General features: G+C 46.2%; 13 protein-coding genes. 10 read left to right on the top strand and 3 right to left on the bottom strand.

Going from position 1 to position 12054, the window contains the following annotated elements; all coding sequences use genetic code 11:
• Positions 1 to 43: 43 nt before the first annotated feature.
• The 3 genes from EKN16_RS32860 to EKN16_RS05590 are packed head-to-tail and all read left to right on the top strand — an operon-like array spanning position 44 to position 3167.
• Complete coding sequence (locus EKN16_RS32860) at positions 44 to 604, top strand: nucleoside triphosphate pyrophosphohydrolase family protein (RefSeq protein WP_232016236.1); 561 nt, start codon at positions 44 to 46, stop codon at positions 602 to 604.
• Positions 601 to 1230 carry a beta clamp domain-containing protein gene (locus EKN16_RS05585; RefSeq protein ID WP_125654411.1) on the top strand — a complete coding sequence of 210 codons (630 nt, stop codon included), beginning with the start codon at positions 601 to 603 and terminating at the stop codon, positions 1228 to 1230. The genes EKN16_RS32860 and EKN16_RS05585 overlap by 4 nt, the downstream gene beginning before the upstream one ends.
• Entirely contained in the window at positions 1227 to 3167 is a 1941-nt protein-coding gene (locus EKN16_RS05590; RefSeq protein ID WP_125654413.1) for a DNA polymerase, read from the top strand. The genes EKN16_RS05585 and EKN16_RS05590 overlap by 4 nt, the downstream gene beginning before the upstream one ends.
• Positions 3168 to 3169: 2 nt before the next feature.
• Here EKN16_RS05590 and EKN16_RS05595 read toward each other — a convergent pair whose 3' ends face one another.
• The gene (locus tag EKN16_RS05595) at positions 3170 to 4042 is read right to left on the bottom strand and encodes an RNA helicase (protein WP_125654415.1); all 873 of its coding nucleotides are present in this window, start codon (positions 4040 to 4042) and stop codon (positions 3170 to 3172) included.
• 73 nt (positions 4043 to 4115) lie between these two features.
• Here EKN16_RS05595 and EKN16_RS05600 point away from each other — a divergent pair, with 73 nt between their 5' ends.
• Both EKN16_RS05600 and EKN16_RS05605 read left to right on the top strand, forming a co-directional pair.
• A complete protein-coding gene (locus EKN16_RS05600) occupies positions 4116 to 4358 on the top strand; it encodes a DUF3310 domain-containing protein (protein ID WP_197719122.1) in 243 nt (80 codons plus the stop codon).
• Positions 4342 to 4836, top strand: a complete 495-nt coding sequence (locus EKN16_RS05605; protein WP_125654419.1) for a hypothetical protein — start codon at positions 4342 to 4344, stop codon at positions 4834 to 4836. Before EKN16_RS05600 ends, EKN16_RS05605 begins: the two co-directional genes overlap by 17 nt.
• Before the next feature lie 335 nt (positions 4837 to 5171).
• Here the strand turns inward: EKN16_RS05605 and EKN16_RS05610 are convergent, their stop codons facing one another.
• Positions 5172 to 6011: a TIR domain-containing protein gene (locus EKN16_RS05610; protein ID WP_125654421.1), complete on the bottom strand. Its 840-nt coding sequence runs from the start codon at positions 6009 to 6011 to the stop codon at positions 5172 to 5174.
• 147 nt (positions 6012 to 6158) lie between these two features.
• Here EKN16_RS05610 and EKN16_RS05615 point away from each other — a divergent pair, with 147 nt between their 5' ends.
• The 5 genes from EKN16_RS05615 to EKN16_RS05635 all read left to right on the top strand — a co-directional run bounded on the left by EKN16_RS05615 (position 6159) and on the right by EKN16_RS05635 (position 11310).
• Positions 6159 to 8528 carry a virulence-associated E family protein gene (locus tag EKN16_RS05615; protein ID WP_125654423.1) on the top strand — a complete coding sequence of 790 codons (2370 nt, stop codon included), beginning with the start codon at positions 6159 to 6161 and terminating at the stop codon, positions 8526 to 8528.
• 276 nt (positions 8529 to 8804) lie between these two features.
• Positions 8805 to 9086, top strand: coding sequence for a VRR-NUC domain-containing protein (locus EKN16_RS05620; protein WP_125654425.1), 282 nt, complete (start codon positions 8805 to 8807; stop codon positions 9084 to 9086).
• Positions 9083 to 10444, top strand: coding sequence for a DEAD/DEAH box helicase (locus EKN16_RS05625; RefSeq protein ID WP_125654427.1), 1362 nt, complete (start codon positions 9083 to 9085; stop codon positions 10442 to 10444). The genes EKN16_RS05620 and EKN16_RS05625 overlap by 4 nt, the downstream gene beginning before the upstream one ends.
• A 2-nt stretch (positions 10445 to 10446) precedes the next feature.
• Entirely contained in the window at positions 10447 to 10701 is a 255-nt protein-coding gene (locus EKN16_RS05630) for a hypothetical protein (RefSeq protein ID WP_125654429.1), read from the top strand.
• Between the two features lie 165 nt (positions 10702 to 10866).
• Positions 10867 to 11310 (top strand): RNA polymerase subunit sigma-24, encoded by a 444-nt coding sequence (locus EKN16_RS05635; protein ID WP_232016238.1) that lies wholly within the window; start codon positions 10867 to 10869, stop codon positions 11308 to 11310.
• A 352-nt stretch (positions 11311 to 11662) separates the two neighbouring features.
• Here the strand turns inward: EKN16_RS05635 and EKN16_RS05640 are convergent, their stop codons facing one another.
• Complete coding sequence (locus EKN16_RS05640) at positions 11663 to 11893, bottom strand: helix-turn-helix domain-containing protein (protein WP_125654431.1); 231 nt, start codon at positions 11891 to 11893, stop codon at positions 11663 to 11665.
• Positions 11894 to 12054 lie beyond the last annotated feature (161 nt).

Here is a 12054-nt window from a genome sequence, read left to right on the forward strand (position 1 = left end):
AACGGGTCCCTTTCTTTATCTCAAAATTCGGGAGGAAACATAGATGGATTACAAATTTGCTGTGGTTAAGATCACAGATATCGACAACCTACATGGCAAAGAAAAGAAGATGATGTATCAGATCCTTAATGCCATCAACGACAAACGGGAGACAGAAGGCAAAAGTATTAACTCCTACCTAGTGATTAATACTGACGAACCATACGCTCCTGAAGTTATCGAGATCCTCAAACGAAACGGTCATTGGGGTCCTAGTAATGCGGACGCTACAAAGCCTGTAACAATTAACGGCTTGGTCAAGGCGGCCCATCAAAACGCCATCGATAAAGGATGGTATGAAGAGCCGCGCAGCTTCGGTGAATGTATTGCACTAATGCACAGTGAGCTTTCGGAAGCGCTGGAAGATCACCGTAATGGTCACGGCTTTACGGAAGTGTACTTCGAAGGCGACAAGCCATGTGGCATCCCTACGGAGCTAGCGGATACGGTCATTCGGATATTCGATACTTGTGGTCATCTCGGTATCGATCTGGAAGCCGCAATAGCTCAGAAGATGACCTATAACGCTACAAGGCCACATCGACATGGCGGTAAGAAGCTATGAGTAAAACGCTCTCGAAAGCGGAAATTGTCAGTAAATTTGCCAAACAATTCGCTTCATCTGGAAACACCGGTAGGCCTGTGCTTGAGGGTATTCATTATGGTACTGATGGTACCGCCTTTGTTACAAATGCTCATTTTGGACTTCGTGTCTCTAACGTCCATAGCTTTCAGCAGTCAGTTACATTGCATGCAAAATCTGGGCAGCCAATCGAAGGCATATATCCAGATTTTAGCAAGGTTTTTCCTACAGACTTTCATGAGGAAATTGAAATCCTTCAGGCTGGCGTTCCAGATGCTTTGCTCGCGGCACAGTGCATTGCCTTGGTAGCGTCCAAACTCAGTAAGAAAGCCCCAATCGCGGGAATGGAGATTATAGATGGGGAAATTAACCTCACAATTGAAAACAAGCCAAATGGGATGGAAATGACTGCAAAGCTCGGTGAAGCTCCGGTCAGAAGTAGGTCGCTTCGCATGTTCAATGCTGAATACTTCCTAACTGCTCTGTCCGTATTCGATGCGGCAAATTCATCCGTAACAATTAAATTACGTGGTCCTTTGGATCCAATCGTGCTTTCAAATAACAACGGCATTGATATTTTGATTTTGCCATTTCGAGTGGCTGCATGACCGTTCTCCGGATAGATATTGAAACGTATTCATCTGTCGATCTTATCAAATGCGGTGTTTACAAATACGTCAATTCACCTGACTTCGAAATCTTGCTATTCGGATATGCCTTTGATGATGAACCGGTTCAAATCATTGATCTGCTAGATTTTGAGGATATTCCTCAGCTTGTCCTAACGGCTCTTACTGCCCCTGAGATCATCAAGCAGGCGTTTAACGCAGCGTTCGAGCGGACTTGTATAGCCAAGCACTTCGGCATACCGATGCCAGCTGAACAGTGGCGTTGTACAGCAGTTCATGCACTCTATCTTGGTCTTCCTAACTATCTAGAGGGCGTCGGCAATGTGCTGGACGTTGAAGTCAAGAAGGATACAGCTGGTAAAGCTCTTATCAAATATTTTTCCGTACCGTGTAAGCCGACCAAGGTCAACGGAGGCCGGTCCCGTAATTATCCGCATCATGCACAGGAGAAATGGGAGGCTTACAAGGCTTATTGTGGTCAAGACGTTGAATCAGAAAGAGAGATTAGCCGGGTGCTGGACAAGCATCCGGTTCCTGACTCCGAGTGGCAGCTGTGGGTACTAGATCAACAGATTAACGACCGTGGCGTTCAGCTCGATCCGCAGCTGGTAGAGAACGCAATCGCTTGCGATGAACAGTATAAGAAAAAGCTAATGGCTGAAGCTGTTGAACTGACCGGGCTATCTAACCCAAATAGTGGAGCTCAAATGAAAGCTTGGTTGCTAGAAGCTGAGGGCATCGAGGTCGAGAGCCTGACTAAGGATACCGTACCGCTTCTAATGAATGAAGTGGACAGCGATGCGGCTAAACGTGTGCTGGAGCTGAGACAAGAGCTCAGCAAGACGAGTGTTAAAAAGTACCAGGCCATGCAGCGGGCTATCTGTAGTGACGGACGAGTGCGGGGGCTGCTTCAGTTCTACGGCGCCGGGCGTACTGGGCGATGGGCAGGGAGACTCGTTCAGGTGCAGAACTTGCCACGGAATTACCTTTCTGATTTAGGGCTTGCGAGAGAGCTTCTGCTGGAAGGGAATTATGAATTGCTCGAGATGCTATTCGAAAGCGTGTCAGATGTTCTCTCCCAGTTGATTCGAACAGCTTTCGTAGCATCCGTTTCTAATAGGTTTCGAGTGGCTGACTTCTCGGCTATCGAGGCGCGTGTTATTGCATGGCTGGCTGATGAAGTATGGAGGCTAGACGTTTTCAATGGACACGGGAAGATATATGAAGCCTCGGCAGCACAAATGTTCAAGATTCCGATCGATGAGGTTTCCAAGGATGATCGGCAGCGAGGGAAGGTTGCAGAACTGGCACTCGGTTACGGTGGAGGCCCGAATGCGCTGATCGCAATGGGTGCGCTTGATAAAGGGATGCAAGAAGAGGAACTGCAGCCGCTTGTTGATGCGTGGAGAGCAGCAAGCCCGAATATCAAGAAGTTCTGGAAGGATGCAGAGCGCACGGCCATTCAAGCCGTAGAGGTGCCCGGCAAAGAGTGGAAGCTGCATCACGGTATCTCGTTCCAAATGACAGGCGGGACATTGTTCTGTAGGTTGCCCTCTGGTAGGAAGCTTGCTTACTATAAGCCGCGGCTGGAGCAAGGGACTTATGGCAAGCAGCTTAGCTACGAAGGCGTTAATGATAAGAAGCAATGGGCACGGTTACGGACTTACGGCGGAAAGCTGGTGGAGAATATTGTCCAAGCTGTCGCGCGGGATTGTCTGGCTGAGTCTATGATTCGTCTTGATGCAAATAATTACCGAATCGTTATGCATGTACATGATGAGGTCATTATCGACGAGCCAAGTGAGTTCGATTCCCTTGAAGAGATATGCGAGATTATGGGGCAGCCGATCGGATGGGCTCCAGGACTACTGCTTCGAGCTGACGGATTCGAGACTTATTTCTATAAAAAAGATTGATATTAACTTGCTACTCCAATTTCCTGTAAGACCTTATGCATGAATTCAATTAAGACGGCATCATCAACAAAATGATTATTTCCAAATTCCCTTTTGACGTATTCTTTTATGTGTCTTAGCAATGCGGACAGATCACCTGAATCAACATAGAGCTTTAAATCATTTAGTGAGAGTTTTTGTTTATTTGAGTATTCCACCACGCCAAGTTTAACATGAAACTGGATGTCAGCAAGACTCACTTGGGATTTATTAGAATTTTGTTCTCTATTAGATGGTCTAGTTTGATATCTCTTTAATACGGAAATTTCTGATTGAATTTCACCTAGCATAGAAATAATTAAATTATCTGGAGTGACGGTAGTTTCTTCAAGAGCTGCAACCTTAAATTGTCCGAAATTTTTTAGAAATGTCGAGTGTTCAGGGTCATTAATGGAGTTTTCATAGGTGGCGACTATCTTTCTTGCAAGATTCTCTTTAAATTCAACAATCTTACTGAATCGTAAATCTCTTGGATATATAAGATGTTCAATAACTTGGGTATCAAAGGAAAAGCCTGTCTCCACATCTTTAATAATGATTGTAGGTTTATCAAAAGCTAGCCTCATTCCAAGCTCAAACATTACATTGGCGTTTTTACAGCTTACATCACAAACCACCACGTCAGCATTGTAGATATTTTGAACAATACGTTTCTGTATAACACCTACATCTTCTGATTCACTTACGATTTTAGAAGTGCATTTGTACTTGGTAATGCTTGCGACTGCCTCAGTTATGATGTTACGCACATCTGTCCAGTGTTCAGCAGAACAGCCATCGATAGCAGCAATAGGCATAATGAATCCTATTTCAAGAGTTTGTTTTATATCCGTCATAAGAGCCTCCTATTTTCATGAACAATAGGAACATTGTACCAAAATAATAGATTAGTAGAAAGGAATGATTCCTTTGACTAAAGACAACGTTAACCATCCAGTTCATTACATGGCTGGCGGTATTGAGTGCATCGATGCCATTGAGGCAGCGACTACCGGATTGGTAGGAGGCCAAGCGTATAACACAGGTGCGGCGATTAAATACTTGTGGCGTTGGAGTCGGAAAAATGGCATCGAGGATTTGCAAAAGGCACGGTGGTATATCGATCGGTTGATTACCGATCTCGCAGGTGAAAGCAATGATAAATCCGTATGACTTCTATATCACTCCGGATGAGTACACCCGGGCAGCGAAGAACGGGGTTAGCGCTGTAAGGGTAGCCCAGCGGGTAAGGGCGTTGGGCTGGTCGAAGGAGAAGGCGATCACTACCCCTAGCCGAGTTAAGAAGGATCGGAGTCATTGGCGCAAGGTAGCGGAAGCCAATGGTATTGGGGGACCAACATTCTACGATCGACTACGGCGTGGCTGGACCGAAGAAAGGGCGGCTAAAGAGCCGCTCTGCTCACCAGAACGGCAGGTCGAGTTTGCCGCGCAAGCGAGAAAAACCGTACAGGTATATTCCGACGAGATTATCAACCTACGTAAGGCTAACGGAATCAACCGGCAGACATTCCACTACCGTACCCGCGTTATGAAGTGGTCACCGGAGCGAGCTGCTTCGGAGCCCGTCATGAGTCGGCAGCAGGTTGGACGGTTAGGTGCTCAGCGGTTACGGTCGCAACGAGTTGAATGACATGTATCTGGATGAATAGGGTGAGAACATGGGGATAAGGCCCAAAGTAGGCTCATGGGTAGAACTAAAAGCTTGGCAATGTAACATTGGCGAACAAGCGCCGCCGACTCCTTGGAAAGCGGAAGTTTTAGAAATAGAACCACCATTTTCTCATTTTCCTGCCTTATATGTCATCGCAAGGAAACATGATGGTAGAATTCTCAAAGCGTTTAGCAGTGAATTCAAAGGTTATGCATCTGAATGAATACAGTAATACGTGACAATCAAAAAAAGACACCTTTGAAAGGTGTCATGAGAATTTACTTTTAAGGGTACGGAGGGGTGGAGGTAGACAGCTATTTAATGATTCCTTCACGTTTTAGAACGCGCTGGATTTCATAGAAAGCCTGTTCAATGTTCTCTCCAGAAAATCCAATATATTGCAGACCATCAACATTAGAGAAATCATCAAGTCCATCTTGGCGTAATATCACAACCTTATTAAATCCCAGTTTACCTTGAAATAATCCTGCTTCATGAACAACGTTTTGCCGTGCTCTAATTTTACCTTCTGCTGTCTCGTCCTCAGCAGTAAGTATCAAAATAGCAAATGTAGCTCGTTCTAAAAAGTTTTGAAGAACAGGAATAATAGATTCCCCAACATGAGTTTCAGACTCAAAGGAAAATGAATTGATTCCATAATCATCGTGTAGGAAGGTCTTTACTCGTGCCCATAACTTGCTTCTACCATGCCCAATAAATACAGACTGAGGCTTGGGGATTGTAGATATTGAAACTTGATGAGGGGGTGTAGGGGTGGAAGCGATAGGGAATAGCTCTAACCTGCCTAGAATTGACTCTAAAGTAGAAATTTTTGAATGTAGGTAATCTAGGAAAATCCTATATTCGTCATGCCAGCTTTGAGAAATAAAAGATATAGATGATGAGGCATCGTATTCATCGGAGATTTCATTAGTAGTAAACAGACTTTTTAGCAACAAGGTATTATAATCGTTCCATTTCTTAAAAGACGCTTCAGCATGTTTCAATTCATTTTCAGAAAGAACTTCAAATCGAATGAGTATATATCCCTCATTTATTCGAGGTTTGATTTTGGAAGCGACCTCTTCCATAGGTGCTTTTAATTCGAGAATATTCTCATCAGAATTATTATTTCTTGCTGGTTTACTTGCCACGAGATAACCCCTATTCTCACATGTATTTTTCCAACTCGATCTATAACAAATTTCTACAGAGAGTATTTTTTTTTATCTCTCTGTAATTGCTAGATTCTATTATATTTTACAAGGTAAAGTTTTACAAATAGGAGGACGTGAGATTACATGCATGATGTCGAACTAGCTATCGCGTTCGGTCGGAACCGAAGCGACACGAATTGGAAAAATGAATACCTCAGCTGGGGCGAGTTTGTGCAGCGTATCAGCAGCGTTCGCCGTACGACCGAAACGATGGCCGAGTACGACATGCTGACTGTCCCAGCTAAAGGAAAGGTGAAGGATGGGGCTGCTTTCGTTGGTGGCCTTGTCCAAGGGGGGCGTAGGAAGAAAGAGAACGTTGATGCCCGCTGCCTGATTACGCTTGACGTGGACCATGCGGACGATGACTTCATGTTTAGCCTTGATCTTATTCTTGGCGGTAACGCGCATATTATTTACTCGACGCACAGCCATCGGCCGGACAAGCCGAAATATCGTATCGTCATTCCGACAAGCCGAGAGATGAGTCCGGATGAATATGCGGCGAGCTCACGGAAGCTGGCTGCTAACATCGGCATGCGGCATTTCGATAAGACGACATTCGACGTACATCGGCTGATGTACCTGCCAAGCTGTTCGAGTGATGCCAGTCCAGTATTTACCGAGATCGAGGGCGAACTGGTTGACATAGACGAGCTGCTGGAAGAGTACGAGGATTGGACGGACCCGACGCAATGGGATCGGCATCCGGATGAAGAAGCGCAGCGCCGAACAGCTTCTAAGATGGAAGATCCACGCGAGAAGAGCGGCGTAATCGGCGCCTTCTGCCGACACTACTCTATCAGCGGAGCAATAGAGACGTTCTTGTCAGAGGCTTATGAGCCGACAGCCGTAGAGGATCGATACACCTTTACTGGATCCGCCTCACACGGTGGCCTTGTCATCTACGATCAAGATACCTTTGCTTTCTCTCATCATGAGTCGGACCCGATCAGCGGGCGAGAGGTTAACGCGTTCGATCTTGTCAGGCTTCATAAGTTTAAGGACCTTGATGACAATACCAGTGACAAGACAAACGTGACTAAGCTGCCTTCGTTCCAAGCTATGATGGAGTTCGCTATGGGCGATGAATCGGTTATGCGTGAGGTTATAGCTGATGAGTTCGGTGATATGGATGATCTCGATGAAGGAGCGATCGACTGGATGGCGAAGCTTGAACGTAATAAGAAAAACCCGAAAATCATATTATCTAATGCACGTAATGTTGAACTTATACTAACTAATGGGGCTTTAAAGGACGTGCTTGCCTACGATGCTTTCAAGAATGCGGAGGTTGTGAAGAATGCCCTGCCTTGGCGCAAGCGTGAGCGGCCCAATTCCGATTATGAACCATGGCTTGGGGCCGATGATCGTAGACTGCAGCACTATATTAGTAAGAAGTACAATATCAAGTCAGCAGATACGGTTAAAAATGCACTAACGGAAGTCGTACACGGCAACACCTTCCATCCGGTAAAGAGCTATCTTGAAGAACAGCGATGGGATGGAGTGCCGCGACTGGAGCGAATGTTCATCGAATATCTTGGGGCCGAGGATACGGCCTATGTAAGAGCAGTGACGCGAAAGATGTTCGTTGCCGCTATCAAGCGAATCTATGAACCTGGTTGCAAATTCGACTATATGCTGGTCCTTGTGGGGCCGCAGGGCGTAGGTAAGAGCAGTTTGCTCGCGAAAATGGGGAAGCAGTGGTTCTCTGATTCACTGAAGACCTTTGATAGCAAAGAGGCGGGGGAACACCTACAAGGCGCATGGGTTATTGAGATCGGTGAGCTGGCGGCTATGAAGAAGGCTGAGGTCGATGAGATCAAGCAGTTCCTCTCTAAAGAAAGCGATCGATATCGGGTAGCTTACGACCGTATGGTCACGGACTTCCCGCGTAAATGCGTATTCTTCGGAACGACTAATAATAGTAACTTCCTCCAGGATGCAACGGGTAATCGTCGCTTCTGGCCTGTGACTGTTGATCCTGACAAACGAACCAAGAACCATTTTACGGAGCTTACGGATACTGTTGTTGGGCAACTATGGGCAGAAGCGCTTTGCTTGTATAAGGACAAGGAGTCGCTTGAGCTTGATAGTGCAATGTATGCGGAGGCACAAGCAATGCAAGAGCGGCACATGGACACAGATCCACGGGAAGGACTTATTCAGGAGTATCTCGATACCCTACTGCCGGAAAATTGGGATGAGTTAGATGAGTATGATCGACGGGAATATCTGCGGACACCCACGGGCAGTGTGCAACGAACAAAGGTTTGCCCTGCCGAGGTTTGGGTGGAGTGCCTTGAATCCCCACTCAAGCTGTTTAAATCATGGGAGTCCAAAGCGATATGCGACATCATTAGAAGGATGCCGGAATGGCGTGAGAGGATGCCAGAAAAAACAAGGTTTAAACTATACGGACGGCAAAAAACATTTGAAAGAAGTGTCACCTAAAGAAAAGGGGCTGAGTGACAGAGTGACAGTAAATGTCACCGTGTCACCGAGAATGTCACTGTAAAAAAAGTGTTGCAGTGACACCTTTAAGCCAAGTACAGCAAGGGTTTGGAAGCTGCTGTCACTACTGTCACTCTAATTATCTTATATATAGAGTAAATGTAATTAGCATAGTAAGCTGTGCGCCCGTATGTATGCTAAACGCGTATTTCGCCTAATACGCGTATATGTGCGGACATCGGTGACAAAGTGACAAGCTATTTCGGGAGGTAGGCTATGAGAGAGAGGGCAATTGAAAATAGATTCACGAATGAGGTTGTGAAGCGTGGAGGCAAAGCGCTTAAATTCACGTCCCCAGGACATAATGGTGTGCCGGACCGCATCGTGCTTTTACCGGATGGCCGGACGGTGTATGTCGAGCTTAAGGCTCCGGGCAAACCTCTGAAACCTTTACAGGCGAAATGGGCAAGGACGTTAACCGACATGGGTCATGTGTTTTACAAAATAGATTCTCACATTGATACCGATCGATTTATAACCGAGGTGTTTGGCTCATGAAATTCTCGCCGCATAAATATCAAGAGTATGCCGTTGATCGGATCATGGCTACCCCAGCGATAGGACTCCTTTTGGAGATGGGTCTTGGGAAAACAATTATCACATTAACAGCCATTGATCGGCTGTTGTATGACTCCTTCGAAGCAACAAAGGTTCTGATCATCGCACCGCTTCGAGTCGCTGAGGATACCTGGAGCCGTGAGTCAAGCAAGTGGGACCACACGAAGCATTTACGGATTAGCAAGATTCTAGGTAACACCAAGAAGCGTGAAGCTGCTTTGAAAGCCGATGCTGACATCTACGTGATCAATCGTGAAAATGTACAATGGTTGGTCGGCTTCCTTGGCAGCAAGTGGCCTTTTGATACCGTAGTGATAGACGAGTTATCCAGCTTTAAGAGCAGCAGCGCACAACGCTTCCGGGCACTTAAGCGAGTGCGGCCGTTGATGAAACGTGTAATCGGATTAACCGGTACGCCAGCGCCGAACGGCCTTCTTGATTTATGGGCGCAGATTTATCTACTGGATCGAGGTGAACGTTTAGGGACAACGATAAGTGGATACCGTGACCGTTACTTTTCAGCTGGTGCAAAGAGCGGCCATGTCGTATACGAGTGGAAGCAGAAGAAAGAAGCAGAGGACCGCATCCATGAACAGATCGCAGACATCTGTGTGAGCATGAAAGCTGAGGACTGGCTGGATATGCCGCAGCGTATTGACCGAGTTGTACCACTGGCGATGAGTGAAAAGGCTAGAGATCAATATGAGCAGCTTGAGAGGGATTTACTTCTACCAATGTCGGGAGCAGACATCGTAGCTAATACCGCTGCGGTGTTATCCAATAAGCTGCTTCAGATGGCAAACGGAGCGGTGTATGACGAGGATCGCGGCGTTCGAGAGATCCATGACGTTAAATTGAATGCACTAGAGGATTTGATTGAAGCCGCAAACGGGCATCCGGTGTTAGTGTTTTACGCCTATAAGCATGACTTGAGCCGGATCAAGAAGCGCTTCCCACAAGCCCGCACTTTGAACACAGCTGACGATATAGCAGAATGGAACAATGGCGGCATTCCAATACTTTTAGCTCATCCTGCTTCAGCCGGTCATGGGCTTAACCTTCAAGAAGGTGGCAACACCATTGTTTGGTTCGGACTCAACTGGAGCCTTGAGCTCTATCAGCAAGCAAACGCCAGATTGTACCGACAAGGACAAACCCGAAGTGTCATCATTCACCATTTGATAGCAGAAGGTACGATCGACGAGGATGTTATGGCGGCACTGGAGGGCAAAGCTGTTGGACAAGATGCTTTGATGGCAGCCGTTAAAGCGAGAATAGAACGAATAGGGGGTAACTAGACATGACCCCAGATCAGCAACGCCGAATGTTCCAGCGCTTAAAAGGGATGAGCAATGAAAGGTTTTGGAAGCAGATGAACGTATTCCTAACGAAGTCTTATGCGGCAGCAGAGAGGCAGTATGGCGAGGCTATGGACATAGTCCTAACCCCTAAGCAGAAAGAAGCGGTTATTGCAAAGGCTAAAGAGATCCGTGTCGATTGGGATAAGTTAGACACGATAGATATCGAGAACACAGCGGGGGAGGAATTAGCATGAATGAACAAGCAGTCATCGAACAGTTAGCAAAATTTTAAGCGAATTGTAGCGAGAATTAAGATACTCGAAAAGTACCCAATCGGAAACGGTATAACAGTCAGCCGGTTGAATCAGGATGACCACCTTCAAGAATTGCACCGCCAGCTCCGCGGACTACCGACGTACATGTATCTGAATAAGCGAGAACAACGGCTGGAGACAGCGGCTCACGCTTATCTGACAAAGTATCCAGCTGGTACGAAAGCACAACTGGGAGAGGTCATAACTACGTCTGGAGCAGATCCGGAAGATGAGAAACTTTTGCAAGAGCTGCGTGGAAAGATTGAGAAGGTTATCGAGGCCCGAACGGGTAATATCGGAGACTACGATTCTGTCATCGAACGGATCAGCGAGCTTCAGGATCTGGAGCAGCAAAAGGAGTACTTCGATAACGTACTGGAAGTGCTTGAAGATTATAAGCCCGGTTACGGTAAGCTTCTTCGACTGAGATACGTAGAGGATCTGCCAGCAGGTGAAGTGGCGACAGAACTAAAGGTTGTACGCAAGACTTTTGAGCGATGGAGACCTAAAGCTTTGTATGAATATGCAAAGATATCGGGAATGTCGTAAATCTGTCGTAACGGTGTCGTAATAATGTCCCACATAAGCCATAATATCCGTGTTATTATGTTAGTATCCAACAATATAACGATACGAATTAGAGCTAAAGCCGTCCATCTGGGCGGCTTTTTTCATACCCAAAACAGGAGGCTGTTAGAATGGGGAAAAGAATTACCGAGAAAGATCCGCCGAAGCAGCCTAGTAGATGCGTCCGCTGTTTATGGGGACGTTGGGCTGGTACGGTGCAAGTTTGCAGCATGCCAAAGTGCCAGAAAAAAGAATAGGCCGCAGGGATGCTTTCCCATGCGGCTAAATAAAATATTACCAGTTTATAGGTGCTTTGTAAATATGAAAGATCGGTTCACTGGTTTTTTCGATGGTACAGGCTTGCTTCTTCTTTGCGCTTGAGCACATCACTGCGAAAGAATAAGCGTTCCTTACCGGAATCCTTAACCGGAACTAGCTTACCATTCTTCACAAAGAGGTGAATGTTCTGCCGGCTGCAATCCATGATTTCCATTGCTTCATTTGTACCAATGAGTTCGCGGGAGATCCATTCCGCTAATTCTTCTTTGCTGTTGAATGTGTACATGTGAAATCACCACTTTACAATGAGTATAGTCAATGCGGCCAAGCTGATAATAAGGGATGCAATACTCAATATCATTGTTGCCTTTTGCATTCTTTTGCTATTCATACCGCCAGCTCCTTTGTGTTATAATCTGAGGTAAGAAAGACGACACCTGATTTCAC

The sequence above is a fragment of the Paenibacillus baekrokdamisoli genome (genome assembly GCF_003945345.1).
GTDB classification, from domain to species: Bacteria; Bacillota; Bacilli; order Paenibacillales; family Paenibacillaceae; genus Paenibacillus_Z; species Paenibacillus_Z baekrokdamisoli.

Bases quoted from the DNA above. Each gene is read 5' to 3' on its own strand.
- EKN16_RS05595 (WP_125654415.1), bottom strand. From the start codon at position 4,042: ATGACGGATATAAAACAAACTCTTGAAATAGGATTCATTATGCCTATT.
- EKN16_RS05615 (WP_125654423.1), top strand. From the start codon at position 6,159: ATGCATGATGTCGAACTAGCTATCGCGTTCGGTCGGAACCGAAGCGAC.
- EKN16_RS05630 (WP_125654429.1), top strand. From the start codon at position 10,447: ATGACCCCAGATCAGCAACGCCGAATGTTCCAGCGCTTAAAAGGGATG.
- EKN16_RS05585 (WP_125654411.1), top strand. From the start codon at position 601: ATGAGTAAAACGCTCTCGAAAGCGGAAATTGTCAGTAAATTTGCCAAA.
- EKN16_RS05625 (WP_125654427.1), top strand. From the start codon at position 9,083: ATGAAATTCTCGCCGCATAAATATCAAGAGTATGCCGTTGATCGGATC.
- EKN16_RS05640 (WP_125654431.1), bottom strand. From the start codon at position 11,893: ATGTACACATTCAACAGCAAAGAAGAATTAGCGGAATGGATCTCCCGC.
- EKN16_RS05590 (WP_125654413.1), top strand. From the start codon at position 1,227: ATGACCGTTCTCCGGATAGATATTGAAACGTATTCATCTGTCGATCTT.
- EKN16_RS05635 (WP_232016238.1), top strand. From the start codon at position 10,867: ATGTATCTGAATAAGCGAGAACAACGGCTGGAGACAGCGGCTCACGCT.
- EKN16_RS05620 (WP_125654425.1), top strand. From the start codon at position 8,805: ATGAGAGAGAGGGCAATTGAAAATAGATTCACGAATGAGGTTGTGAAG.
- EKN16_RS32860 (WP_232016236.1), top strand. From the start codon at position 44: ATGGATTACAAATTTGCTGTGGTTAAGATCACAGATATCGACAACCTA.
- EKN16_RS05605 (WP_125654419.1), top strand. From the start codon at position 4,342: ATGATAAATCCGTATGACTTCTATATCACTCCGGATGAGTACACCCGG.